This is a genomic window from Pseudalkalibacillus sp. Hm43 (assembly GCF_051842935.1).
Taxonomy (GTDB): Bacteria; Bacillota; Bacilli; order Bacillales; family Fictibacillaceae; genus Pseudalkalibacillus.
In genome coordinates, this window is the sequence record NZ_JBPXRR010000001.1 from 2094829 (window position 1) to 2120187 (window position 25359).

23 protein-coding genes and 3 other annotated features are annotated in these 25359 nt (G+C 44.5%); of the genes, 2 read left to right on the forward strand and 21 right to left on the reverse strand.

Going from position 1 to position 25359, the window contains the following annotated elements:
• Position 1: 1 nt before the first annotated feature.
• The 8 genes from ACSVDE_RS11125 to zapA all read right to left on the reverse strand — a co-directional run bounded on the left by ACSVDE_RS11125 (position 2) and on the right by zapA (position 9526).
• Positions 2-775: an enoyl-CoA hydratase gene (locus ACSVDE_RS11125; RefSeq protein ID WP_439300957.1), complete on the reverse strand. Its 774-nt coding sequence runs from the start codon at positions 773-775 to the stop codon at positions 2-4.
• A gap of 14 nt (positions 776-789) precedes the next feature.
• The gene (locus ACSVDE_RS11130) at positions 790-1386 is read right to left on the reverse strand and encodes a TetR/AcrR family transcriptional regulator (protein ID WP_439300958.1); all 597 of its coding nucleotides are present in this window, start codon (positions 1384-1386) and stop codon (positions 790-792) included.
• Positions 1387-1793: 407 nt separating this feature from the next.
• Positions 1794-3488: an AMP-binding protein gene (locus tag ACSVDE_RS11135; RefSeq protein WP_439300959.1), complete on the reverse strand. Its 1695-nt coding sequence runs from the start codon at positions 3486-3488 to the stop codon at positions 1794-1796.
• Between the two features lie 598 nt (positions 3489-4086).
• Positions 4087-4494: a DUF350 domain-containing protein gene (locus ACSVDE_RS11140; RefSeq protein ID WP_439300960.1), complete on the reverse strand. Its 408-nt coding sequence runs from the start codon at positions 4492-4494 to the stop codon at positions 4087-4089.
• A gap of 14 nt (positions 4495-4508) precedes the next feature.
• The gene (locus tag ACSVDE_RS11145; RefSeq protein ID WP_439300961.1) at positions 4509-6863 is read right to left on the reverse strand and encodes an endonuclease MutS2; all 2355 of its coding nucleotides are present in this window, start codon (positions 6861-6863) and stop codon (positions 4509-4511) included.
• A gap of 23 nt (positions 6864-6886) precedes the next feature.
• Positions 6887-8599 carry a DNA polymerase/3'-5' exonuclease PolX gene (gene polX, locus ACSVDE_RS11150; protein ID WP_439300962.1) on the reverse strand — a complete coding sequence of 571 codons (1713 nt, stop codon included), beginning with the start codon at positions 8597-8599 and terminating at the stop codon, positions 6887-6889.
• 128 nt (positions 8600-8727) lie between these two features.
• Positions 8728-9276 carry a CvpA family protein gene (locus tag ACSVDE_RS11155; RefSeq protein WP_439300963.1) on the reverse strand — a complete coding sequence of 183 codons (549 nt, stop codon included), beginning with the start codon at positions 9274-9276 and terminating at the stop codon, positions 8728-8730.
• Between the two features lie 4 nt (positions 9277-9280).
• On the reverse strand, positions 9281-9526 hold the full coding sequence (gene zapA / locus ACSVDE_RS11160; RefSeq protein ID WP_226546727.1) for a cell division protein ZapA: 246 nt from the start codon (positions 9524-9526) through the stop codon (positions 9281-9283).
• A gap of 289 nt (positions 9527-9815) precedes the next feature.
• Here zapA and rnhC point away from each other — a divergent pair, with 289 nt between their 5' ends.
• Entirely contained in the window at positions 9816-10763 is a 948-nt protein-coding gene (gene rnhC / locus ACSVDE_RS11165) for a ribonuclease HIII (protein WP_439300964.1), read from the forward strand.
• A gap of 37 nt (positions 10764-10800) precedes the next feature.
• On the opposite strand, the gene pheT is transcribed toward rnhC, so the two are convergent.
• The 3 genes from pheT to ACSVDE_RS11180 form a co-directional block, all read right to left on the reverse strand.
• Positions 10801-13233: a phenylalanine--tRNA ligase subunit beta gene (gene pheT, locus ACSVDE_RS11170; protein ID WP_439300965.1), complete on the reverse strand. Its 2433-nt coding sequence runs from the start codon at positions 13231-13233 to the stop codon at positions 10801-10803.
• 201 nt (positions 13234-13434) lie between these two features.
• A complete protein-coding gene (pheS, locus tag ACSVDE_RS11175) occupies positions 13435-14469 on the reverse strand; it encodes a phenylalanine--tRNA ligase subunit alpha (RefSeq protein WP_439300966.1) in 1035 nt (344 codons plus the stop codon).
• A gap of 259 nt (positions 14470-14728) precedes the next feature.
• Positions 14729-14968, reverse strand: a binding site (T-box leader).
• A 69-nt stretch (positions 14969-15037) separates the two neighbouring features.
• Positions 15038-15799 (reverse strand): TrmH family RNA methyltransferase, encoded by a 762-nt coding sequence (locus tag ACSVDE_RS11180; RefSeq protein WP_439300967.1) that lies wholly within the window; start codon positions 15797-15799, stop codon positions 15038-15040.
• A gap of 140 nt (positions 15800-15939) precedes the next feature.
• Between ACSVDE_RS11180 and sspI the strand changes: the two genes are divergently transcribed.
• A complete protein-coding gene (gene sspI / locus ACSVDE_RS11185; protein WP_226546732.1) occupies positions 15940-16146 on the forward strand; it encodes a small acid-soluble spore protein SspI in 207 nt (68 codons plus the stop codon).
• Between the two features lie 49 nt (positions 16147-16195).
• On the opposite strand, the gene ACSVDE_RS11190 is transcribed toward sspI, so the two are convergent.
• The 10 genes from ACSVDE_RS11190 to thrS (ACSVDE_RS11235) form a co-directional block, all read right to left on the reverse strand.
• Positions 16196-17281 carry a M42 family metallopeptidase gene (locus tag ACSVDE_RS11190; RefSeq protein WP_439300968.1) on the reverse strand — a complete coding sequence of 362 codons (1086 nt, stop codon included), beginning with the start codon at positions 17279-17281 and terminating at the stop codon, positions 16196-16198.
• A gap of 37 nt (positions 17282-17318) precedes the next feature.
• Positions 17319-17819, reverse strand: coding sequence for a dUTP diphosphatase (locus ACSVDE_RS11195; RefSeq protein WP_439300969.1), 501 nt, complete (start codon positions 17817-17819; stop codon positions 17319-17321).
• Positions 17820-17916: 97 nt separating this feature from the next.
• On the reverse strand, positions 17917-18489 hold the full coding sequence (locus ACSVDE_RS11200) for a TVP38/TMEM64 family protein (RefSeq protein WP_439300970.1): 573 nt from the start codon (positions 18487-18489) through the stop codon (positions 17917-17919).
• Between the two features lie 42 nt (positions 18490-18531).
• On the reverse strand, positions 18532-18789 hold the full coding sequence (locus tag ACSVDE_RS11205) for a DUF1294 domain-containing protein (protein WP_439300971.1): 258 nt from the start codon (positions 18787-18789) through the stop codon (positions 18532-18534).
• Positions 18786-19091 carry an HNH endonuclease gene (locus ACSVDE_RS11210; protein ID WP_439300972.1) on the reverse strand — a complete coding sequence of 102 codons (306 nt, stop codon included), beginning with the start codon at positions 19089-19091 and terminating at the stop codon, positions 18786-18788. The genes ACSVDE_RS11205 and ACSVDE_RS11210 overlap by 4 nt, the downstream gene beginning before the upstream one ends.
• A gap of 383 nt (positions 19092-19474) precedes the next feature.
• Positions 19475-19834 carry a 50S ribosomal protein L20 gene (gene rplT / locus ACSVDE_RS11215; protein WP_439300973.1) on the reverse strand — a complete coding sequence of 120 codons (360 nt, stop codon included), beginning with the start codon at positions 19832-19834 and terminating at the stop codon, positions 19475-19477.
• An 82-nt stretch (positions 19835-19916) separates the two neighbouring features.
• Positions 19917-20105 carry a 50S ribosomal protein L35 gene (rpmI, locus tag ACSVDE_RS11220; protein ID WP_439300974.1) on the reverse strand — a complete coding sequence of 63 codons (189 nt, stop codon included), beginning with the start codon at positions 20103-20105 and terminating at the stop codon, positions 19917-19919.
• Positions 20106-20170: 65 nt separating this feature from the next.
• A complete protein-coding gene (gene infC, locus ACSVDE_RS11225) occupies positions 20171-20680 on the reverse strand; it encodes a translation initiation factor IF-3 (protein WP_226546739.1) in 510 nt (169 codons plus the stop codon).
• 80 nt (positions 20681-20760) lie between these two features.
• Positions 20761-20894, reverse strand: a sequence feature (ribosomal protein L20 leader region).
• Positions 20895-21172: 278 nt separating this feature from the next.
• On the reverse strand, positions 21173-23107 hold the full coding sequence (gene thrS / locus ACSVDE_RS11230; protein ID WP_439300975.1) for a threonine--tRNA ligase: 1935 nt from the start codon (positions 23105-23107) through the stop codon (positions 21173-21175).
• Positions 23100-25046 (reverse strand): threonine--tRNA ligase, encoded by a 1947-nt coding sequence (thrS, locus tag ACSVDE_RS11235; protein ID WP_439300976.1) that lies wholly within the window; start codon positions 25044-25046, stop codon positions 23100-23102. Before thrS (ACSVDE_RS11235) ends, thrS (ACSVDE_RS11230) begins: the two co-directional genes overlap by 8 nt.
• A gap of 60 nt (positions 25047-25106) precedes the next feature.
• Positions 25107-25341: a binding site (T-box leader), on the reverse strand.
• Positions 25342-25359: the final 18 nt, after the last annotated feature.

The window sequence follows — 25359 nt, forward strand, 5'->3', positions numbered from 1 at the left end:
TTTAGCGGTCTTTAAATTCAGGCTTGCGTTTTTCTATGAAAGCTTGGATACCCTCTTGCCCATCATGTGAGGCGAAAGCTTTTCCAAACGATTCCGTTTCCTTCTTCGCACCTTGCTCGTATTCCCCTTTTCGGGCGAAATCGACTAATTCGAGTGCGAGGCTGACAGCAACGGCACTTTTAGCAGCTGCTTTTCCAGCTAGAGTATAGGCTTTATCCAGCAACTCATCTTCAGAAACCACATGGTTGGCTAGACCCCATTGCATCGCGTCCGTTCCTGTAATCGGTTCGCTGGTCAGGAGCATTTCTGTCGCTTTCGCAGCTCCGACATAGCGAGGTAGACGTTGGGATCCTGCAAAGCCTGGAACCAACCCAAGTTGTAGTTCAGGTAAACCGAGCTTCGTGTTATCCGTGACCAGTCTCATGTGACAAGCCATCGCGAGCTCCAGTCCTCCCCCTAGTGCAGCGCCATGTACTGCTGCAATGACGGGTTTGGAAAATTGTTCAATCCGATCGAACACCTGTTGACCGTAAGCACCAAGTTCAGAGAATCCAGATGCATCTTCTACAGTCGTGAATTCTTTGATATCTGCCCCTGCAGAGAAAAATCTTCCTTCTCCACGTATGACAAGAGCTTTGACTTCTGAATCCTTCTCAACTTCATCTAAAACAGAGTTGATCTCTCTGATCATTGGAGAACAGAGTGCGTTCGCTGGTGCATGTTGTAGCAGGATCGTTCCGATTTGATTTTCCTTTGAATAGGATAAGTACTCCAAATTCTCTCCTCCTCTTAACTAGGTCTATAACGGATGCCATTAATAAGCAGATCATGAACTGAGTTTGCAAGCGCTGTCAAATCATAGTGATGATCATTCATCACCCAGCTCGTCGTCGTTTCATCCAATGTACCGAAAATCATCTGACGGACGATCCGGATATCCAGGTCAGGTTGGAACACCTGTTGTTTGACCCCTTCATGGATGATGTCATCCAGAAGATGCAGGTAACGCTTCAACACTTCCCCGATCTGCGCTCGTAGCGCACGATTCGTCTGACGCAATTCGAGCTGTGTCACGATTGCCAATTCATGATCCTCTGATAGCTGTTTGAAGTGCATTTCAATCAGCTTTAACAGCTTATCTTCAACAGAATGCTGATGTTCGATTTCATTTTTGGTCGTGTCGATAAAGTGACCCATCTTTTCCTGGAACAAAGATATGAGCAGATCTTCTTTGTTTTTGAAATACAAGTAGATGGTGCCGTCCGCTACCCCAGCTTCACGCGCGATTTTTGAAATCTGTGATTGGTGATAGCCATGTTTCGCAATGACCGAAACAGCTGCATCGATAATTTTGTCATATTTAGGTCCTTTTCGTTTAACGGTCATCGTCCTTTACCTCCACGTTCTACAAGAAAAACTGCCTGCTTTTCTCGTTGATCCGAAAAATGAATGAACATTCACTCGGGTTCATTGTACTTTACAAACGGGGGTTAAGTCAATGAATCTTTCGTATTTTTCAGAATTTTACGCATCCTGTCGATTATCTGAATTATATCATTAATCTGTCAAAAAAATAACAAGAAAGGGTCAACTAGGACTGCAAAGATGATCATGAAAGTATGCCACTGTATTTCTGCATTTTAATATGAAAAAAGTTGATTTCCAGCATCTCTTCTCACAAGAAGTCATTTCTGAGTGGGTGACTTGGCGATTTCTGCTTTTTCACCCTATCAGAACGCTCCTTTAGTAATCACCAATAAAAAAGGACCCCGATATCGGGATCCTTTTCTCTGTTACGCATTCTCTTTAGCGCTTTCTTTCAGTTTCTGCTTTTCTTCCTCAACGAGGACTCTTCGGAGTACTTTTCCAACCATCGTTTTCGGAAGTTCATCCCTGAATTCATAAAGGCGCGGAACTTTAAAGGAGGCCAGATACTTCCTACAGTGGGTATCCAGGTCTTCTTCTGTACATGTAACCCCATCCTTCAGAACGACGAAAGCCTTCACAGTTTCTCCTCGATATGGATCTGGAACACCGATGACGGTCGCCTCTTTCACTTTTGGATGTTCAAACAAAATCTCTTCGATTTCTCGAGGATAGATGTTGAATCCACCGGCAATGATCATATCTTTTTTACGATCGACGATATAGAAGTAACCTTTCTCATCCATGTATCCCATATCTCCGGTCAACAGCCAACCCTCGTGGAACGTGGAAGCTGTCTCTTCGGGTTGATTCCAATAGCCTTTCATGACCTGTGGACCTTTGATCATCAGCTCTCCGACTTCCTTTTCCTCGGCAATCGAGCCTGTTTCAGCAGATAGGATGGCCGCTTCTGTATTCGGCCAAGGGACCCCGATACTACCGATGACTCGGTTACCATACAGGAAGTTGGCATGGGTGACTGGTGATGCTTCGGTCAATCCATAACCTTCAACAAGATTCCCTTTTGTAATCTCCTCAAAGCTTTCCTGAACTTCAACAGGAAGTGGAGCTGAACCGCTGATACAACTTGCGATTGAAGACAAGTCATACGATTTGATATTCGGATCATTCAATAAAGCGATGTACATCGTTGGTGCGCCTGGGAACATCGTCGGCTTATGCTTACCGATGGCTTTCAGCACCTGCTTCGGATCAAACTTAGGGAGAATGATCATTTCAGCCAGGTACATGATCGAAAAGTTCATGACACATGTCATTCCGTACACATGGAAGAATGGCAATGCACCAAGAATCTTTTCTTCTCCATACTTCGCTTTATACATCCAATAACGGCATTGCATCGTATTTGCGACAAGGTTGTAATGCGTGAGCATGACTCCCTTCGCAGGACCTGTCGTACCACCCGTATACTGTAGTAAAGCAAGATCTTCTTTCGCATCCACTTCAACATCAATCGGGTTCATGTCTCCTTCATCCAGCAACTTTCTGAAGGAATGAATCGTGTCGTTGTATTCGACACGCACAACAATGTTGGTCTGCTTTTTCTGAACGAATGGATAGATGAGGTTCTTCGGGAATGGCAGATAGTCTTTCACTCCGGTAACGATGACATGTTCGAGTGAAGTCCGTTTTTTCACTGCCTCGACCCGCGGGAACAATAAATCCAGACAAATGATCGTCTTAGAACCAGAGTCTGTCAACTGGTGTTCCAGCTCCCTCTCCGTATAGAGAGGATTGGTTTGGACGACAATGCCTCCAGCCAACAATACACCATAATAACTGATGACTGATTGCGGCGAATTCGGAAGCATGATGGCGACCCGATCTCCTTTCCGAATACCAAGGGACCGTAGTTGATTCGCCATCTTCAAGGCGCTTTCATAAACTTCCCCGTAGTTCATCCGCTTACCTAGAAAATCTAAAGCGGGTTTCTCTGGGTGCTTACGAGCTGCATCTTCCAGATAGAATTGCAAAGGCTTTTCGTCAATCTCGATTTCGTGAGGGATTTCTTCGGGATACTGCAGTAACCAATTTTTCTCCACCTTAATCTCCTCCTTTTTTACCGCTCCTTTCCTATGAAAAACTCACTCTCTACTACTATTATAATGAAAACGGATACAATTTTATATATTTTTAGAATATTTCCAATAAATTTTCTTGCTTGTAATAATTGTATTAGTAAAACAAGGAAAAAAGACCCCCTTTGACATTAGAGTCAAAGGAGGTCTAAAGCTTAATTTTATTTCTAACGAAATTCACACCCTAGTCTATACTAAAAGCATGTTTTCGCAGTCTCTGTTGCTCTTGAAAGTCGTTGATTTCCGCTCTCCAGGTGCTCGCTTTCCGCGGGGCGTGCGGTGAGCCCACTCACTTGCACAGGATGTGCTGGCTTCGACGTTCACCACAGGACGTGGTGGAACTTAGTCGAAGATCCTTTAAAAAGTGAATGGTCTCACGTGTCCCGCTAATCCCGCTGGAGTCTCGCACCTTGCTCTCCAATCAACTTGCACATGGTTTCTTTTAAAATGACTCAAAAGCAACTATCAGTTAAAAATCACACGAACAAATAAATGATACCTGCCACGATGAAGAGACCGCAGCATACTAAGAGGACTTTCCATAATGTTTCCATGCTTTCACCTATCCGATTCCGCTGCCGATGACAAAGGATAATCCCACAGATATAATCATGGAAATAAATCCGACAGCTCTATTGTCTTTTTGAATCTCATCGTCAATCTTAAACCGTGGCGTCAGAAATTCAAAAATGAAGTATCCAATCAACAATAATAAGAAACCATAAACGCCCCAAATCGTCATATCCAAAATGGAATCGTTATGTTCAATTGAGTATCTGAAGATGTTCGCAATCCCGAATACCTTTCCTCCTGTCGCCATAGCAACTGACAAATTGCCCTTACTGATCTCTTCCCAATTTTTATACTTCGTTACGACTTCAAAAATGGCGAGAAAAACGATGAGACTCAATACGACGACACTATAATTTGCTACAGTTTCAACATAAGGATTAGCCAACCAATTGTCCATGATTTCCCCGCTTTCTATTTCAGTCCGACGATCGTGACGCCGCTTCCACCTTCACCTGCATTCCCAAGTCGGGTCGTTTTCACATTCGGATGTTCTTTTAACAACGACTGCACACCTGTTCTCAATGCCCCGGTTCCTTTACCGTGAATAATTGAAACTTGAGGGTATCCGGCGAGTAACGAATCATCCAAGAATTTATCGACCGCTCGAAGCGCGTTTTCATATCGTTCCCCTCTTAGATCCAGTTCAGGCTTTGTCACAGAACTTCCTTCCACTTTGACGAACGGTTTCGTTTCTCTTTTCTTTTCTGATTTGATCGGCTCCAATTCGTTCGCTTTGACCGTCATTTTCATGATGCCGATCTGGACTTGATATTCATTCGAACCGACTTTTTCAACGATATGACCTTTTTGGTTCACGGTTAACACTTTCACTTCTTCACCAGGCTTTAAATTATCTGGCGCTTTTTTGTTCGTTGTCGGTGTTTTCAGGGCTTTGTTCCGTTTTGGAGCTGCTTCATCCAACCGCTTTTGGGCTTCGATGAGCTTATGCTCTTTCACATTTCCGTATTCCTTCTGATATCCGCGGAGCTCTTTGAGAATCTCATCTGCTTCCTGGCGAGCATGTTCAACAGATTTTTTCGCTTCCTGTTCCGCTTTTTCATACAGTTTTTCTTTATGCTGTTCGAACTCTTTCAACTTCTGTTCAAGATCACGCTTCAAGTCTTCGGCTTCCTGATGGATATCGGTAGCTTCCGCACGTTCTCGTTCAGCTCTTTTCTGAGCATCTTCGAGGGAAGCGATCATCACATCGATCTTGTTGTTGTCTTCACTGATGTGAGACTTTGCATCGGTTATGATCTTTTCGTTCAGTCCGATCCGTTTGGAGATTTCGAAAGCATTACTCCGTCCTGGTACACCGATCAATAGGCGATAGGTCGGACGTAACGTTTCCACATCGAACTCCACACTTGCGTTCATGACGCCTTTACGATTATACGCATAAGCTTTCAGTTCACTGTAGTGAGTCGTCGCTACAATTTTTGAACCTCGTTCATTGACATAGTCGAGAATCGAGATGGCAAGTGCAGCTCCTTCAGTCGGATCTGTACCAGCGCCGAGTTCGTCGAACAGGACCAACGACTTGAAGTTGACCCGATCGAGTATATCCACGATATTCGTCATATGAGAGGAGAACGTACTCAAGTTCTGTTCAATGGACTGTTCATCCCCGATGTCCGCGTAGATCGATTCGAAAACCGTCACTTCCGATTCTTCTTCTGCCGGTATTTGCATACCGGATTGTGCCATCAAGGATAATAAGCCGATCGTTTTTAACGTAACCGTCTTACCACCCGTGTTTGGACCAGTAATGACAAGTGCATTATATTCTCCGCCAAGCTCGACATTGATCGGAACGACTTCATCTGCAGAAATCAGTGGATGTCGCGCTCGTTTCAAGTTCATGTATTCGTTATCATTGATTTTCGGCTTAACCGCTTTTATCGCGTGACTATAGCGCGCTTTTGCGAAAATGAAATCAATTTCTGCAAGGACAGTGACATTGTGACTTAAAAATCCAGACACTTCAGCCACTGTTTCCGTCAACATTTTCAAGATGCGCTGAATTTCTTGATACTCTTTGCTCTTCGTCTCTTTCAATTGGTTGTTGATTGTTACAACTGCCTGAGGTTCAATGAACAATGTTGCACCAGAAGCGGATTGATCATGAACCATACCGCCAAACGCTGAACGATATTCTTGCTTGACTGGAATGACATAGCGATCATTTCGGATTGTGACAATGGCATCAGACAGCATCTTTTGTGATTTTGAAGATCGGATGATCGACTCTAGTTTTTCACGGATACGGGATTCAAAGCTTCTTAATTGTTGACGAATCGTTCTAAGAGCAGGGCTTGCTGTATCCATCACATGTCCTTGATCATCAATGCAATCTTTGATTTTTCGCTCCACTTCCTGTAGAGGATCGATCTGTTCAATGAGATCCGCTAAAATCGGCAGCTCGATTTCGTCCTCCAACGTGCCTTCTATAAATCTTCTGAACCTACGTCCCCCATGGATAGTGGTCGAGATATCGACGAGCTCTTCCGGACTTAGGATTCCGCCAATTTCCGAACGCTTCAACGACGCACGGATATCGCGGATACCGCCTAATGGAACATGGCCTTTCAACCTGAGAATCTGTGCACCTTCATCCGTACTGTTCTGCTGATGGTTCACATCCTCAAAATTCGTCCACGGCTTAAGGTCATGGATTTTTTCTTTCCCTAAAGAAGAGGAGACATGCTCAAGCAGTTGTTCTTTGATTTTTGTATATTCTAAAACTCTAAGTATTCGTTCGTTCACGGTGAGCCTCCTGTAACATTCCTTTACTTATGTCGGTTCAGAAAAGCACGGAAATCCTCCAACGTATACGTATTCAAAACGTTTTCCTTCCGAAGCAATGCTGCTTGACCGACTTTGATACCGATGTCCATATGCTCCAGTGTTTCATGGACATGGGCATCCGTATTGATCGATAGCTTGACACCTTTCTCTTGCGCTTTCGCTAACCATGCTGGTGCCAGATCCAATCGATTCGGGTTCGCATTCAATTCAAGTGCCGTATTTGTCTCCGCTGCCTTTTCAATCAGTTCATCCACGTCCACGGCATATCCATTACGACGACCGATGATACGTCCAGTCGGATGTGCGATCAAATCGACATGCGGGTTGTTCAGCGCTGTGTCCAGTCGCTTCATGATCGTTTCTTTGCTTTGAGAAAAGGAAGAATGGATGGAAGCGATGACAAAATCCAACTGTTCCAGCAGTGAGTCCTCATAATCTAACGTCCCATCTGGTAAGATGTCCATCTCGATGCCGGAAAGAATCGTAAAGTCGTCCCATTTTTCATTCAATCTCTTAATCTCTTCTTGTTGCTGCATGATCCGTTCTGGCGTCAGTCCATTTGCGACAACGAGGTATTGAGAGTGATCCGTGATGACGATATGGCTATATCCTTGGCTACGAGCAGCCTCAGCCATCTCCTCGATAGAGTTGGCACCATCACTCCAGGTTGTATGCATGTGGAGATCACTCTTGATATCGCTTCGCTCAATATATTCAATCTTATCTTTGAAAAGCTCAAGCTCTTCTTTCCCTTGACGAACTTGTGGGGGGATGAAGGTTAGCCCGAAATGTCCAAAGAATTCTTCTTCCGTTTTGAAAGTGGTGATTTCACCTGTCTCTGCATCCTCTACACCATACTCACTGATTTTTTCAGAGCGTTCTTTTGCTAGCTGACGCATCTTGACGTTATGCTCTTTTGATCCGGTAAAATGATGCAAAGTCGTCGCAAATTCTTCAGGTTTGACGAGTCGGAAATCTACCGAAATATCATAGTCATAAGTGACGACAACCGAGACTTTCGTTGACCCGGATGCGATGACATTCGTGACATTTTCCAAGTCTTCCAAACGTGGAACGACTTTGTCTGGTGTCGTCGTCGCTATGATGAAATCGATATCTTTGATCGTTTCGCTATATCTACGAATGCTACCCGCACGTGAAAAACGCTCGACACCATCAATGTGGTCCAGCTGCTCTTCAATGCGGTCTGCGATTGGAAGCATCATGGCAATCGGGAGACGCTCAGGTCTTTTACCATAATCCTCTATCGCTTCTAGGATCTTCTCTTCCGTCTTTTTACCGAAGCCTTGCATCGCTTGTACTTTATTTTCCTCACAAGCCTCTTTTAAAGATTGGAGATCCGTTACACCAAGCTCATGGTACAGACGGGAAATCTTCTTCCCACCAAGACCCGGTAGATTCAATAGGGCAATCAGACCGTCAGGCAACTCCTCTTTCAACTCTTCCAGCAAGGAAGATTGTCCTGTTTCAATGATTTCCTCAATGACAGATAAGGTACCTTTCCCAATCCCTTTCAGATTGCCAATATCCTCAATTTCATCAAGCGTTCTTGAATCACTTTCTAACGCTTGAGCTGCTCTGCGATAGGCCGAAACTTTGAAACTGTTTTCACCTTTGATTTCCATATATAAAGCAATCTGTTCCATCATTTTTATAATCAACTTTTTGTTCATAAAAAAAGCACTTCCCATCCGTCGAATTTGTATACGAGGTCACCATGAAGAATCAGAAGCGGCTGTACCCCCTATTCAAGAATGTAGAAAAAGGATAAGTCTCCTTATCCTTTGAACTTTTTAAATCATCAAATTTTTGTATTGATCTCCGCTATCCAGATACTCTTGATTTTCTCAGAGAAAACCGGCGTATGTTCCACCATCGCCTTTGCTATGAATGAATCGGACATGGCGGATTGTATGGAATCGAGCGGTACTAGCGCTGCGATATACAAGAATAGGAAGATGACGAGATACACTTCTACAAATCCGAGTACACCACCAAGCCAGCCGTTGATTGTCCGTAAAATTGGCAGGTCAGCCAAGAAATCCAACATGGATCCTAAGATTTGTAGGAGTATTTTCGTTCCGAAAAACAGCATCGCGAACGCGATTGCACGGTAGTAGGCATCTTCCAAAAAGCCTGAATTCATGAAAATGGCTAATGAGCTGCCCTCTGAAATCGTCGGGTATGGAACCCACAAGCGTAGTTTTGGAGCTAGATCATCAAAATACAGATAGGCAACGATGAAAGCGGCAATGAATCCTGTTAAATGAACGAGTTGAAGGATCAAACCTCTACGTAACCCAATTAAGAAACCGACAATTAAAACCCCTATTAAAAGTAAATCGACCATCCTTTTATTCCTCTTTCTTTCCCTCTAACTGTTTCACTCTTTCTACCAGTTTGAGATAATCATTCGTAATGTTGACCGCTGTTAGAACGGCAAGTTGTTTCGTATCTAGATTGTTCGTTTGGTGACGGATCTCTCTCATTTTTTGATCGACCAGGTCCGCCACTTTATTAACGTGCCCAGCCCCCTCTTCACCAATGATTGTATATTGTTGACCGAATATATGTACTGTCGTTCGATTTTGGTTAGACACCCAAAAGCCTCCTAACTCGTAAATGACTAATCATTATCTTAACATGAACAGGTAAGAATGAGAATAATGAGACTTTTGCTCTTGACATATTTTAACATAAAGTTCGTCGATCGAATGAAGTTGATTTTTTAAAAATCAACACGGTCCTACAAAGATTAACATAAGTCCTCTTCTATTTTACTGAATATGTCATTGGCAAATCAAGTTAAATTCGATTCCCGCTGAGCTTCTTGCTTCGTTATAATGAGGGTATGGCACTAATTACATAGGAAATTGAAGGTGAAATGGAATGGCAAATGCCGTATTGAAACTGAGTAAGACTAAAATAGATGAAATCCAAAATGCTTATGAACCCTACATACAACCGAAAGTCCCTCAAGGAGGGCTTTTCGTCGCGAAGGTCAATGGATGTACGGTCACGGCCTATAAATCAGGTAAAATCCTCTTTCAAGGTCCAGCCGCTGAAGAAGAGGCTTCCCGTTGGGGTTCTATCGAAAAAGACAGCAAACCAAGTTCTGACAAGAAACGGAAGAAGCATGCCTATCTACCACCTGAAAATGTTTCGTCCATGTCCTTGATCGGCTCAGACGAAGTCGGAACGGGAGACTTCTTCGGACCGATCACAGTCGTTGCAGCTTTTGTGTCCAAAGAAAATATGGCTTTGGTCAAAGAGCTTGGGGTAAAGGATTCCAAAATGATGAAAGACCCTCAGATCATTGAGATTGCAAAAAGTCTGATCCAAACGATTCCATACAGCTTGATGGTCCTGCCGAATCCGAAATATAATGAACTTCAAGCAAAAGGATTGTCACAAGGGAAAATGAAAGCGATGCTTCATCAGCAAGCGATTCGTAAAGTATTTGATAAAATTTCTGATACAGAAGATGTAGAAGGCGTGTTGATCGACCAATTTTGTGAGCCAGAGGTGTTCTTCAGACATACGAACCAACAGCCAGGCGATAACCTTCCTTTCTTTTTTGAAACGAAAGCAGAGGAATTGCATTTAGCTGTTGCTGCGGCCTCCATCATCGCTCGTTATGCCTTTTTGAAAAAGATGGATGAATTGTCTGAACATGCAGGCGTCACTATTCCTAAAGGAGCGGGACCTCTTGTAGATGAAGCAGCTGCAAAGATCGTCATGAGAAAGAGCTCGGATTTCTTGAAAAGCATCAGCAAATCCCACTTTGCAAACACTCAAAAAGCGATGAAGCTTGTGAATCAAAAGCGCAAAAAATAAGGGTAGACGACGGATTACGGTCATCTACCCTTTCTATTTATCCTCTCATTGTTGCATTGAATTGGTCTTTCACATAGTCGATCACTTTGTGGTGGACCTTTTCAACATCTTCATCCGTTAACGTTTTTTCAGGGTTGTAGTACGTAAGTGAATACGCCACGGATTTTTTGCCTTCATCCATATGCTCACCTTCGTAAAGGTCGAAGATGGATACTTGTTTCAGCAAGTCTCCTCCAGCAGCTTGAATCCCTGCCTGGACTTCACCCGCTTGCACATCCTGATCCAGAATCAGTGCAATGTCACGGGTAATGGATGGGTAACGCGGGAGGGCGTTGTAAACCACTGGTGGTACGTCCGCTGAGAACAATTCATCCAGCTCAAGTTCGAACAGATACGTTTCTTTGATGTCCCAATCTTTCTGATCCGCTGGGTGCAATTGACCGACGATTCCGATCTGCTTCCCATCGAGAAGAAGAATCGCCGTTCTACCTGGATGGAATCCTTCACGTTTAGCTTGTTGATACTCAATACGCTCGTTCAATCCAAGCTTTTCAAACAGACCATCGAGCACACCTTTCACAACGTAGAAGTCGACTGGCTTCTTCTCTTGTTGCCAAGGGTGTGTATGCCATAGCCCAGTGAACGCTCCTGCGAGCTTCTGATGTTCATTCGGTAGACTCTTCAGGTTTGATTCCTCTGTCATGTAAGTCGAACCAACTTCAAATACCGCGACATCGTTGATTTGGCGATTTTGGTTGTATTGGACGACCTCTAACAGTTGAGGTAAGATCGTACGTCTCAAAACAGCACGTTCTTCGCTCATCGGCATGGAAACCCCAACATAAGCAGGTTGGTCTTCCGTTGTCAATCCGTGATAACGGTTAGCTTTTTTCTCTGTCGTCAAGGAGTACGTAATCGCTTGATAGAGACCTGAGTCTTGAAGATAACGACGTACAAGACGACGCTTCTTCTGAGCAGGATTCAATTCCCCTGGAGTCGTTGAACCTTCCGGAAGAGTCGTCGGAATTCGATCATAGCCGTAAATTCGTCCGATTTCTTCAATCAAATCTTCTTCCAACGTAATATCCGGTCGTCGCGCTGGAATTTCCACATTGAATACGTCTTCTTCTACTTCATAAGAAAAACCAAGGCGGTTGAAGATCTCGTGGATATCTTCCGTATGGATGGATGTCCCCAACACTTTGTTTGCACGGGTACCGCTGACCGTGACGTTGTAATGATCGACATATCTTGGGCCCGCTTCGACCATACCTTCCAGTACTTCTCCACCTGCAAACTCTTCAAGTAGTTGAGCAGCACGGTTAGCTGCTTCATATACTCTGTTTCGATCGATTCCCTTTTCAAAACGAGTCGATGACTCACTTCGTAGTCCAAGATCTTTTGATGCTTGACGTACAAGTGACGGATTGAAGTAAGCCGCTTCAAGCAACACAGTTGTCGTCGTATCAGACACTTCAGAATCCGCGCCACCCATCACACCTGCAACTGCGACTGGCTCAGAACCATTCGTAATGACAAGGTGATGCGCTTCCAGTTTCCTCTTCTCGTCATCCAATGTAACGATTTCTTCCCCATCTTTCGCACGGCGAACGAGGATCTCTTTGGAACCGAAACGATCGTAGTCGAAGGCATGTAACGGCTGACCGTACTCGAGCAATACATAGTTCGTGATATCAACTACATTGTTGATTGGACGGATACCAGCTGCGATCAGACGATTTTGCATCCATTCAGGAGATGGACCGACCTGGATGTTCCGAATCACTTTCGCCCCATAGTATGGATTGTCTTCAAGGTCTTCAATGTTCACAGAAATGTAGTCTGATGCAGACTCGGTTGTTTCGGATAAAGTGGGCTTCGGCAAGTTCAGTTGTTTTTCAAGCACCGCCGAAACTTCGTGAGCCACCCCTACCATATTCAAGCAATCCGCACGGTTCGGTGTAAGTCCGAGTTCAAGAATATGATCGTCTAGATTCAGAGCCGCAAGCGCGTCCGATCCGACTTCTGCATCTTCTTTTAGAACATAGATGCCATCAGCGAACTCTTTCGGCACCATTTTCGCATCAACACCAAGCTCTTCAAGAGAACAGATCATACCATGAGAGGCTTCACCACGGAGCTTCGCTTTTTTGATTTTAAAATCACCTGGTAAGACTGCGCCGACTTTCGCGACAGCAACCTTTTGACCTGCAGCGACATTTGGAGCACCACAAATGATTTGGACCGGCTCGTTTTCACCGATGTTCACTTTACACACGTTCAATTTATCAGCGTTCGGATGTTGCTCGCATGCTTCCACATGTCCGACGACAACACCAGAGATCCCTTTGTTCAAGGATTCGACGCCTTCAACTTCTATTCCGCTTTTCGTAATGCGATCTGCAAGCTCATCTGGCGTGACACCTTCCAGATCGACGTATTCTTTCAACCAATTATAGGATACTAACATGATTTCACTCCCCTTGATTCATCAGTTCATTTTCACTACTTCAATTTCAATCTAAGTTTAAAAAGAGGACAAACAGAGCAGAGAAGTTCGAGGCGCGGAAGCCACGAGGACCGGAACGTAGATTGCAACTACTTGAGGACCGGAGTGGAAACACAACAAAGAAATTCGATAGCTATGTTTACCGCACTTTTTAAACAACAACTAAGCTCGTTTGAATTGTTCTAGGAACCTAACATCATTCGCATAAAAATGACGGATATCATCGATGCCGTATTTCAGCATGGCGATTCGTTCTGGTCCCATTCCGAATGCGAATCCTGTGTACTCTTTGGAATCGAATCCTGCCATTTCAAGTACGTTCGGATGTACCATTCCAGCACCTAATATTTCAATCCAGCCTGTACGTTTACAGATCGAGCAGCCTTTACCGTTACATTTGAAGCAAGATACATCCACTTCTACCGATGGTTCAGTGAACGGGAAGAAGCTCGGACGTAAACGAATTTCTCTCTCTGCACCGAACAACTTTTGAGCGAACAACGTTAACGTACCTTTCAAATCACTCATACGGACATCTTTATCAACGTAAAGCCCTTCAATCTGCATGAACTGATGGGAGTGTGTCGCATCATCTGTATCACGGCGGTATACCTTACCAGGGCTGATGATTTTGACAGGTCCTCTTCCTTCATGCTTTTCCATCGTACGCGCTTGAACCGGTGACGTTTGCGTACGAAGCAAAATGTCTTCTGTAATAAAGAAGGAATCCTGCATATCACGTGCCGGGTGATTCTTCGGTAAGTTCAATGCTTCAAAATTATAATAGTCCGTCTCTACCTCAGGACCTTCTGCAACAGAGAAGCCCATTCCGATGAACAAGTCTTCAATTTCTTCAATGACAGCCGTAAGAGGGTGTGCATTCCCTTTACGAACCGGGCGTCCCGGTAATGTCACATCGATGGTCTCACTACTTAGCTTCGCATCGAGCGCTTCTCTTTCAAGCTTTTCCTGCTTTGTTTCGACTTTCTGAGTGATGGCGTCACGCACCTCATTGGCGAGCTGACCCATTTTCGGTCGCTCCTCTGCCGGAAGTTTCCCCATTCCTTTCAACACTTCCGTAATCGGGCCTTTCTTTCCTAAATACTCGACACGGATATCCTGCAATTCTTTCAGTGAAGCTGCTTTCTCAATCTTCTCTACAGCCTCACCTTGCAAGGTCATCAAACGTTCTTGCATAACAGTTCCTCCTTTATCCTTCTTAAAAAATGAATTCAAAAATAAGTCCAAACTTACACGTATTTCACCCTGGCTAATCTAAAACCTAGTACAACCTCGAATAATCCTCATTGCTCTCCTATCCAAAAAGTTTTTTGTGAGTGGAACGAACGGTCTCTTGAAGTATGTGAGTCATCGTCAAACTTGTTTGTAAGTGACTCACCATACGGAAAGAGACGATAGGAGAGCAAAAATGAAATTAAAAAAACCTCCGCCCCCACAAAGGGACGAAGGTTTCGCGTTACCACCCTAATTAACAATCACAAAAAAACACAATTGTTCACTTCATCATTTAACGGATTTCCCGGCACAATCTTAGCTCATCGCACAACACGACCAGTGTTCGAAAGGCAACTCCGGACTGAATTCCATTACCTCAACCATAAGCATGCTCCCAGTCTATGGCACGCTCTCCCTGAAAGGTGACAAATAATGTACTACTTTCCATCATCGTTTTTCATATCTTATCCAATTGTTTTCTACTACTGTATTATAAAAGTTCCATTTCGTTCATGCAACTATTATCGACCTATTGGCTCAACTTTAAACCATACAGCAAGATACCAGCCGCAACCGCTACGTTCAACGACTCTGCTTTTCCATAGATCGGCACGTATAGATTCTGATCCGTCTGTGCCAACAGATCTGGATGGACACCATTAGCTTCATTCCCTAAAATCAGCGCGTATCCACCGTCCGGTTTTTCATCAGTATAGGGAACGCCACCTTCCAATGCAGTGCCATATACTTTGATTCCTTTTTCTTTTAACGTCGGAATCCAGTCGGTCAAATCACCCTTCAGGATTGGCATGTGGAAAATCGATCCTTGTGTGGAGCGGAGCACTTTGCTGTTATAGACGTCTACACTCCCTTGACCGAGTATGACGCCATCTGCCCCCGAACTGTCTGCCGTACGGATGATCGTTCCGAGGTTTCCTGGATCTTGTATCCCATCAATTAAAATGTATGTACCCTCCGGATTCAGTTCATGCTTTTCTTGTTGGAATTGGACAATCGCCACAATTCCTTGAGGCGTTTCCGTATCCGTCAGTTCTTTGATGACGGAATCCGTCGCGAGCCAGGTCGTCACATTGCCCGTATGCCATTCATGCGGTACACGGAAAGACTCTTCGATGATCAAGTCGGTGACTTCAGCATGATGGTTCAACGCTTCCTCGATCAGATGAGGACCTTCAATGATAAAGGCACCTGCTTTTTCCCGACCTTTACGGCTCTTCAACTTCTTCCATTCTTTCACTCGTCCATTTTTTGGTGATGTAATTCGATTCATGGCCTTCATTCCTTTAATTCCTCGAAATAATAATGATATTATACGTCAATCTGATACATAATCCAATGAAACTGGATAAAAACTATCAACATACAAATGCTATGAGCAATACTCCAATTACAAATAAGAGGTGAAAAGGTATGGATTTGAACTTAAGAAAAGCGGTTTTGGCCAACGTTTCCGGTAACAGTCATGATGAACTGGAAAGCACGATTATGGAAGCAATCAAGAGTGGCGAAGAAAAAATGCTCCCTGGTCTCGGCGTACTGTTTGAAGTCATTTGGCAGAATGCCGATGAGAATGAGAAGAATGAACTGCTTGAAATCTTGTCAGAAGGACTTCAATAACCCATACATCCATAAAAAAAGGACCTCAGCTGCAGGTCCTTTTTTCGTATTAACATTGAATGATTTTTTCAACCTGCTTCTGATCAAGTCCTTTGATGATCTCGACCATCAAGCGCACCGCATTCTCATAATCATCACGGTGGATCATGGAAGCATGCGTATGGAGGTATCGAGTCGCAATGGTGATGGATACTGCTGGTACTCCATCGTGACTGATGTGGATATTTCCTGCATCTGTTCCCCCACCTGCAGTCGTGTCGATCTGATAAGGGATGTTGTTCTTTTCCGCTGTTTCGAGCACGAAGTCTCTTAATCCACGGTGGGCAATCGTTCTTGCGTCATATATGATGATTTGAGGACCTTCACCTAGAACGGACAAGGCATCACGGTCAGTCACACCCGGTGTATCACCTGGAATTCCTGTATCAATCGCAAAGGCAATGTCCGGGTTGATAAGGTTCGCAGCGGTCTTTGCACCTCGTAAACCGACTTCTTCCTGAACGGTTCCGACGCCATAAACCGTATTCGGATGTTTGATTTTTTTGAGTTGGCGCATCGTATCTATGACGATCGCACAACCGATCCGGTTATCGAATGCTTTGGCAAGCAACATTTTCGGATTGCTCATCACGGTAAAATCAAAATAAGGAATGACGGAATCCCCCGGCCTCACACCGAATCCCATCGCTTCGTCCTTGCTTCCCGCTCCAATATCGATATACATATCTTTGATCGGCATCGGTTTCTTACGTGCTTCCGGCGAAAGAATATGCGGCGGTTTCGATCCGATCACTCCGACCACATTGCCTTTTTTAGTTTTTACCGTAACCCGTTGCGCCAGCATGACTTGACCCCACCAGCCTCCGACCGTTTGAAACCGAAGGAAACCTTTGTCGTCGATTCTCGTGACCATGAATCCGACCTCATCCAGGTGCCCTGCCATCATGATGCACGGTCCATTCTTCGACCCTTCCTTCTTCGCAATCAAGCTACCCAGGTTGTCGCAATATACTTCGTCCGCGTACGGCTCTATGTATTTGCGCATCACTTCTCGTGGTTCCGATTCATCGCCCGGAATCCCTTTTGCATCGGTCAGTTCTTTCAGCATGGTAAGTGTCTCGTCTAATTTGTTCATGAAGATCCTCCTGATGTCTGTACGTTATCGTTATGGATTAATACCCTTGATCTTGACGAGAATGGTTCACTTCATTTTTAGATAAATAGGCTTCGTTAATCTCTTCAGAAGTGAATCCTAATAAACGCCCGATCATCAGATAGTCTTCCATTAAAGTGACGTAATTATTGACATCCTCACGATTGTTTTTCAAATTCGTAAGGTCTTCATACACTTTCAGGAATGCATCGACAAGGTTTTCTTGTACCAGTTCCGGCACCTGCATTTGTTGCGGTACATCGTACGGAAGGATCAGTCCGAGAGACAGGAGGAAGTGGATGCCATCCACAAACTCTTCTAGTATGACACTTCGTTCAGAAGGAGCCTTTGAACTCCAGAATTTAAAGCATCTCGTTTCATTTGCGAGCTCTCCAAGTTCGACCTGAAGCGCAAGTATCTTTTTATCGACCAAGTCCTCGTTCTCAAGACCTCGTTCTCGTTCTATTCTTCGATCCAATTCATTCTGCATTTCAAATAAGGATTGTAGCTTCAAATTCATGCTGATTCCCCTTTCTGATCTAGCTGTTAAAAGTATATCAGTGATTGCAGGTCGTTTGAAAACAAAAAGAAAGAGACGGAATCGGTTCCGTCTCCTTTTACCGTGCTTCAGCAAAGAACTCCTGCCATTTGTAGACCCATTCCTTTCGCCTCAATGCATAGAATAGAACGGCGAGGATAAAGAGTAGGGTTAGCATCCACTGAACAGTGAGTTGGTTGAGCCAGCTTCCTACCGACGTGTAAACAATCGCGAGCGGCACATTCGTGAACACTGAAGCTCTTGTATAATCTTTAAAATTGCGGGTGATTTCAATCAAGCAAAGTGATATGAGATGAAAATGGAGAAAAGGCACAAGTCGTAAAATCGTGATCTGACCGAATGAAAGGGTGGAGCGTTTACCGAACCATCTTTCCTTCAGTTTCATAAACCTGCTGTACGACTTCGGAAGCGACTTCACTAAAAAATAGAAATACAGGCTGACAAGTGTAATGCCAATTAACGAGTAGATCGTACCGAAAATGACACCGAAAGCTACCCCACCTAATATACAAATGAAGCCGACAGGTATGAACAGAAATTGCCGTAGAATGTGCAGGAAAATAAATAGGATTGGGGCTAATGCACCGCTTGCGCCAAGCCAGTGGATGAGTTGCATCGCATGCTGTTCCATCTACATCCCCCCATTTACAATGATATGAGTATGACCGATGGATTAGACGTACCAATAGAAATAGAGGATCGCTTGAAGCGCGATGATCGCAGGTACGCCGTATTTAAAAGTAGCATGCTTCGTCTTGTGACGGAACAAGCGCATTCCGGTGAATATGCCGACGGCTCCGCCTATGATGGCGACAATCCAGAGGTGTCCTTCCGAAATTCGCCACTGCTGCTGTCTCGCTTTTCTTTTGTCCATGTACATGATGATGAGTCCGTATAGATTGAGTGCTATGAATATAGTAAGTATGATCATCGTTTGCCTTTCCTTTTCTTAGCGTTGGATTTACGGGTGAGTGGGATGGCTGATGAAGGCTTCTTGCGGATCCACTTGATGTATTTATGGATTTTTTCGTTTGCTCTAAGCGACTTCAAGTCCGGGTATAAGGTGGCCAGTTCCTCATTTGTAAAAAGAGCATGCACCTGCTTATGGCAAGGAATGCAGAGCTGGGCCGTTTCTCCGAAAGTTCCACCATATTCACGCGGAACAAGGTGATGCTCGGTCGTTTGTACACCTTCTCGACCGCAAAGCTCACATGTAGTAGCCGTCTGACCCATCCGATCACCTCCGTCTAAGGAATATAGCCTTGTTAGTACGCCTATCCAAGCCGCTTTCTGTCCTTCATTTTCGGATTTCAGCATTTTCGAGGATAGAAAGAGCCTCTTACTGTCCTCCATTTTGGGAGTTCAGCATTTTCGAGGATAGAAAGAGCCTCTTGCTGTCCCTCATTTTAGGATTTCAGCATTTTTGAGGATAGAAAGAGCCTCTTGCTGTCCCTCATTTTAGGATTTCAGCAGTTTTGAGGATAGAAAGAGCCTCTTGCTGTCCCTCATTTTAGGATTTCAGCATTTACGAGGACATAATTGCTCTCGAAACCCAACCCCATTGTTATGTAAAAAGAGGATTGACTCTAATAGTCAATCCCCTCATTTTGAAAAGTTTACGCCTTTAGGCTGTCTTTTGCTTTAGATGCAAGTTCTGCGAATGCTTTTTCGTCGTTGATTGCAAGTTCAGCTAGCATCTTACGGTTAACGTCGATTCCAGCTTGCTTCAATCCGTGCATCATGCGGCTGTAAGAAATTCCGTTCATACGAGCTGCTGCGTTGATACGTGTGATCCAAAGCTTACGGAAATCACGTTTCTTTTGACGACGATCACGGTACGCATAGCGTAGTGATTTGAATACTTGTTGCTGAGCAACTTTAAATAATTTATGTTTTGCTCCAAAATAACCTTTTGCAAGTTTTAAGACGCGTTTACGACGACGACGTGTTACATAGCCACCTTTTACTCTTGGCATTGTAATCCCTCCTAAATTTTTCAGTAAAATGTTTAAGTTCGAACGGGTTCAAAAGTCAGCGGATGACTTTTGAATTTCCGATTTAGATCATGTCTTTGATGCGCTTGTAGTCACCTTTAGAAACAAGAGCAGATTTACGAAGCTTACGCTTTTGCTTTTGAGACTTGTTTCGGAACATGTGGCTTGTGAACGCGTGTGCACGCTTCAATTTACCAGTTCCAGTTTTCTTGAATCGCTTAGCAGTCCCTTTATGAGTTTTCATTTTAGGCATAATAAAGTTCCTCCTTTGAATACTTGTACATCCTCTGGTCCGTTAGAACTGTTCGTAGCAGACAGTTATTGCTGCTTTTCAGCAAGTGGAGCAAGGATTAAAAACATGCTACGGCCTTCCATCTTCGGCTTGGATTCGATTGTTCCAAGTTCTTCGCACTCTTTTGCCATTCGCATGAGCACTTCACGTCCAAGCTCGGAGTGAGTGATCGCACGACCGCGGAAGCGGATGGAAGCTTTGACTTTGTTTCCTTTTTCAAGAAACTTTTTCGCATTTCGAAGCTTTGTATTGAAATCGTGTTCTTCAATATTCGGACTTAGACGAACTTCCTTCGTCGTAATCGTCTTCTGATTCTTACGCGCTTCTTTCTCTTTCTTCTGTTGCTCGTAACGGTACTTACCGTAGTCCATGATTCGGCATACCGGTGGTTTCGCGTTAGGGGCAACAAGAACAAGATCCAAGTTTGCGTTTTGAGCAATTTCAAGTGCTTCTTGACGAGATTTCACGCCAATTTGATCACCATTGGCGCCAATTAGGCGTACTTCGCGAGCGCGAATGCCTTCGTTGACCATCATGTCCTTACTAATAATGAGCCACCTCCATCGATTTTTACAACCTAATATCTTCTTGTAAAAAGCAATCTATTTTTTAAAACCAAATAGAAAAAGCGTCGGCGCATACCACACCCACACTGAAAGTTCGATCTTTTTGGAGATCTCGTTCATTGTACCTGCCAGCTGCACGCAAGTGCGCCAATCAGGTGAGAAGCGGGTGCTTCTGCTTTTACAAGAATATTCGATTATTATCACATTAGAATCATATCATCGATGCAACACAGTGTCAAGTTCGTGACCTGTGCTCAATTCAACCTTTATAGCATATCTCATCTTTCCGATTATTTCAAGAGGAATTTTTCTAAGATTCAACCCTTCACTGACCTATATAGACGATTTTTGGTACAAAAATCTTCCGAATGGCATTGAATCCAGGTCAGCTTGGGGAACTCAGCACTATTTTACTAACAAAAAAAGACGCTCCATTCATGGAACGTCTCTCCAACTTAAAACTTAGCTATGCTCGATTTCAGTGAGCAGCTTCTCTTTAAAGCTCTCGAATGAAACCGTTTCGGAATCCTGTTCACCATACTTACGTACGTTCACAGCATTGGATTCGATCTCTTGATCACCGACAACGAGCATGTAAGGAATCTTCTTCATTTGCGCTTCACGGATCTTGTATCCGATCTTCTCTTCACGAGAATCGACTTCAACGCGGATTCCGCTCGCCTTCAGCTCTTCGTTCACTTTGTAAGCATAGTCCATGTGAACAGAAGAAACCGGGATGATTTTTGCCTGGACGGGAGCCAACCATGTCGGTAGGGCACCTTTGTATTCCTCGATCAAGAATGCGACGAAACGTTCCATTGTGGATACGACTCCACGGTGGATGACGACCGGACGATGATCCTGACCATCGCTTCCTTTGTACGTAAGGTCAAAGCGCTCAGGCAAGTGGAAGTCAAGCTGTACAGTGGATAGCGTTTCTTCTTTACCGAGTGCTGTCTTCACCTGAACATCCAGCTTAGGACCATAGAACGCCGCTTCACCTTCAGCTTCTACATAGTTCAAGTCCATGTCTTCCATCGTTTCTTTCAGCAATGCTTGTGCTTTTTCCCACATTTCATCATTATCGACGTACTTCTCTTTATCCGCAGGGTCACGGTAAGAGAGACGGAACTTGTAATCGTTGATGCCGAAGTCTTTATACACCTTCTGAACCAACTGTACCACTCGGATGAACTCTTCCTTCAACTGATCCGGTCGGACGAAAATGTGCGCATCATTCAACGTCATGGAACGGACACGTTGTAACCCAGCAAGCGCTCCGGACATTTCATGACGGTGCATCGTACCGAGTTCAGCGATACGGACCGGCAGATCACGATAACTGTGCATCGCATTTTTATAAATCATCATATGGTGCGGGCAGTTCATCGGTCGCAACACGAGCTGCTCATTTTCCATTTCGATTGCAGGATACATGTCTTCCTGATAGTGATCCCAGTGACCTGAAGTTTTGTAAAGCTCGACACTACCAAGGTGTGGTGTGTAGACGTGGTCATAACCAAGCTTCACTTCTGTGTCAACGATATAACGCTCAATCACGCGACGGATCGTTGCCCCTTTCGGAAGCCAGATCGGCAATCCTTGACCGACTTTTTGTGAAATCGTAAAGATCTCCAGCTCCTTACCAAGCTTACGGTGGTCACGTTCTTTCGCCTCTTCCAAGAAATGAAGGTGCTCTTCAAGCTCTGACTTCTTGTTGAACGCAGTCCCGTAGACACGCTGCAGCATTTGGTTGTCGCTATCTCCACGCCAGTACGCGCCTGAAATGTTCATCAGCTTGAATATTTTCAGCTTGCTTGTTTGGGGAACATGCACCCCACGGCAAAGGTCGAAAAACTCACCTTGATGATAGAACGTGATCGGCTGACCTTCCGGAATCGACTCAACGAGTTCCACCTTCAACTCATCGCCCATCTCTTTGTAACGGCGGATGGCTTCTTCCCGGCTGACCTCTTCACGTGTAATTTCAAGGTTTTCGTCCACGATCTTTTTCATTTCTTTTTCAATCACAGGAAAATCTTCTTCTGTTAAACGGTGCTCCATATCGATGTCATAGTAGAAGCCGTTTTCGATGACCGGACCGACACCGAGCTGAATCTTTTCATCTTTATATACACGCTTGATCGCTTGAGCCATCAAGTGAGCCGTACTATGACGGAGTATTTCAAGACCTTCCTCAGAATCCGGCATGACGATCGTAATCGCTCCGTCACGCTCGATTGGTTGACGAAGATCAAGCACTTGATCGTCAAGCTTTCCAGCAATGGCTTTCTTTTTCAAACCAGGGCTGATGGAAGCAGCAATTTCTTCAGTTGTTACACCTTTATCAAATTCTTTAACAGCTCCATCTGGAAACGTAATGTTCACTTTAGACATGGTTCACACTCCTATGTTCTTCTATCTTTTTTGTATGAATATCATTTAAGACTTCACTTATGAATGCTTCAATCGAGTACGTATTCGATTCATCCACACTGTACTTTCTCACATTGACCGCTTGCTGTTCAACCTCTTGGTCACCGACAACGATCGTATACGGAACCTTCTTCATCTGGGCTTCACGGATTTTGTAACCGAGCTTTTCTTCCCTCAGATCGAGCTCAACGCGAATCTGTTCATCCTTCAACCTTTGAGAGAGCTCCTTCGCATATCCTTCATGGACATGAGAAACTGGTAAAATTTTGACCTGCACGGGAGCGAGCCAAGTTGGGAAAGCACCTGCGAAATGTTCGATGAGGATTCCGAAGAACCGGTCAATCGAGCCGAACACAGCCCGGTGGATGACGACAGGCCTTACCTTGTCGTTGTTTTCATCGATGTAAGTGAGATCGAATTTCTCCGGCATCTGAAAATCGAGTTGAATCGTTGCGCATTGATGACTTCGCTTCAAGGCATCCCGGATGTGAAAATCGATTTTCGGACCGTAAAACGCACCATCTCCTTCATTCAAGGAATAGTCGATTCCTAAATCGAAAAGCACGTTTTTCAGCGCACCTTCCGCCTGATCCCACAAATCATCACTCCCCATCGAGTCGTCCGGTCGAGTGGATAGCTCGACACTGTACTCGAATCCAAACGCTGAGTAGATCTCGTCAATCAGAGCAAAGACTGACTTGATTTCTCCCTCTATCTGTTCAGGTGTTACGAAAATGTGTGCATCGTCCTGACAGAACGTCCGCACCCGAATCATTCCGTTCAAGGCACCGCTGTATTCGTGGCGATGAACTTGACCGAACTCCGCCATCCGGATCGGCAAATCTCGATAAGATCGGAGCGAGTTTTTAAAGATCAGCATATGCCCCGGGCAATTCATTGGTTTCATCGCGAATTTCGTACTGTCCACTTCGGAAAAGTACATGTTCTCTTTGTAATGCTCCCAATGCCCCGACTTCTCCCAAAGCCGCTGATTCATCATCAACGGTGTGCGGACTTCGTCATAATCATTCCTCAGCTGCAAGGAACGGGAGAAGGCTTCCAGCTCATTTCGGATGAACTGACCATTCGGCAGGTAAAATGGCATGCCAGGTGCTTCTTCCGAGAACATGAACAACTCCAGCTCTTTACCAAGTTTACGATGGTCACGTGCTTTCGCTTCTTCCAGGAAATGAAGGTGTTCTTCGAGTTCGGCACTTTTGTTGAAAGCTGTACCGTACACCCTTTGCAGCATCTGATTGTCACTGTCCCCTCGCCAATAAGCACCTGAAATGTTCATCAGCTTGAACACCTTCAACTTGCTTGTTTGAGGAACGTGTACACCACGGCAAAGATCGAAGAATTCACCTTGCTGGTAAAACGTGATGGGTTCGCCTTCCGGTATCGCTCCAACAAGCTCTACCTTCAACTCATCTCCCGATTCTTCATATCGACGGATCGCTTCTTCTCGGTCTACTTCTTCCCGGATAATTTCTAAGTTCGCTTCGACAATCCGCTTCATTTCTTTTTCAATGGCCGGAAAATCTTCCTCTGTCAAACGGTGATCCATATCGATGTCATAATAAAATCCGTTTTCAACGACTGGACCGACACCGAGTTGGATCTTTTCCTCTTTAAAAACACGTTTGATCGCCTGAGCCATCAAGTGTGCTGTACTGTGACGAATGATTTCCAGGCCTTCCTCTGAATCCGGCATGATGATTTCCAACTTGCCGCTTTCATGGATCGGACGTCGGTAATCGATGAGTCGATCGTCCAGTTTTCCAGCGATGCCTTTCTTTCGCAACCCTGGACTGATGGAACCTGCGATCTCTTCGGTTGTAATGCCACTCTCATACGTTCGTCTGGACCCATCCGGAAAAATGATATCAATTTGTGCCATTCTAACTCCTCCTCATTACAACCTCAGATTTTTTAATAAATAAAAAACACCCGTCCCTAAGAAAGGGACGAGTGTTGTACTCGCGGTTCCACCCTCGTTCCGGATATGTACAAATACAAAAATCCGGCACTTGGAATCATGTAACGGTCATCTGCCGTCAACGGATACTTAGAAAGTTCCCCGTTGAAGTTCAGAGGTGGTAAGTCCTTTTGACGCGGTGAAGTGCTTTCAGCTAATGCCCTTCTCTCTGGTAACCCGTACTAGAAAAGACTCATGTCCTCATCGAAACTTTGGTATGGTTGTTTTGTTATGT

Coding starts and splice junctions, on each gene's coding strand:
- ACSVDE_RS11130 (WP_439300958.1), bottom strand. CDS start 1,386: ATGACCGTTAAACGAAAAGGACCTAAATATGACAAAATTATCGATGCA.
- ACSVDE_RS11140 (WP_439300960.1), bottom strand. CDS start 4,494: ATGGACAATTGGTTGGCTAATCCTTATGTTGAAACTGTAGCAAATTAT.
- polX (WP_439300962.1), bottom strand. CDS start 8,599: ATGAACAAAAAGTTGATTATAAAAATGATGGAACAGATTGCTTTATAT.
- ACSVDE_RS11155 (WP_439300963.1), bottom strand. CDS start 9,276: ATGGTCGATTTACTTTTAATAGGGGTTTTAATTGTCGGTTTCTTAATT.
- rnhC (WP_439300964.1), top strand. CDS start 9,816: ATGGCAAATGCCGTATTGAAACTGAGTAAGACTAAAATAGATGAAATC.
- pheT (WP_439300965.1), bottom strand. CDS start 13,233: ATGTTAGTATCCTATAATTGGTTGAAAGAATACGTCGATCTGGAAGGT.
- pheS (WP_439300966.1), bottom strand. CDS start 14,469: ATGCAAGAACGTTTGATGACCTTGCAAGGTGAGGCTGTAGAGAAGATT.
- ACSVDE_RS11180 (WP_439300967.1), bottom strand. CDS start 15,799: ATGAATCGAATTACATCACCAAAAAATGGACGAGTGAAAGAATGGAAG.
- sspI (WP_226546732.1), top strand. CDS start 15,940: ATGGATTTGAACTTAAGAAAAGCGGTTTTGGCCAACGTTTCCGGTAAC.
- ACSVDE_RS11190 (WP_439300968.1), bottom strand. CDS start 17,281: ATGAACAAATTAGACGAGACACTTACCATGCTGAAAGAACTGACCGAT.
- ACSVDE_RS11195 (WP_439300969.1), bottom strand. CDS start 17,819: ATGAATTTGAAGCTACAATCCTTATTTGAAATGCAGAATGAATTGGAT.
- ACSVDE_RS11200 (WP_439300970.1), bottom strand. CDS start 18,489: ATGGAACAGCATGCGATGCAACTCATCCACTGGCTTGGCGCAAGCGGT.
- ACSVDE_RS11205 (WP_439300971.1), bottom strand. CDS start 18,789: ATGATCATACTTACTATATTCATAGCACTCAATCTATACGGACTCATC.
- ACSVDE_RS11210 (WP_439300972.1), bottom strand. CDS start 19,091: ATGGGTCAGACGGCTACTACATGTGAGCTTTGCGGTCGAGAAGGTGTA.
- rplT (WP_439300973.1), bottom strand. CDS start 19,834: ATGCCAAGAGTAAAAGGTGGCTATGTAACACGTCGTCGTCGTAAACGC.
- rpmI (WP_439300974.1), bottom strand. CDS start 20,105: ATGCCTAAAATGAAAACTCATAAAGGGACTGCTAAGCGATTCAAGAAA.
- infC (WP_226546739.1), bottom strand. CDS start 20,680: ATGATGGTCAACGAAGGCATTCGCGCTCGCGAAGTACGCCTAATTGGC.
- thrS (WP_439300975.1), bottom strand. CDS start 23,107: ATGTCTAAAGTGAACATTACGTTTCCAGATGGAGCTGTTAAAGAATTT.
- thrS (WP_439300976.1), bottom strand. CDS start 25,046: ATGGCACAAATTGATATCATTTTTCCGGATGGGTCCAGACGAACGTAT.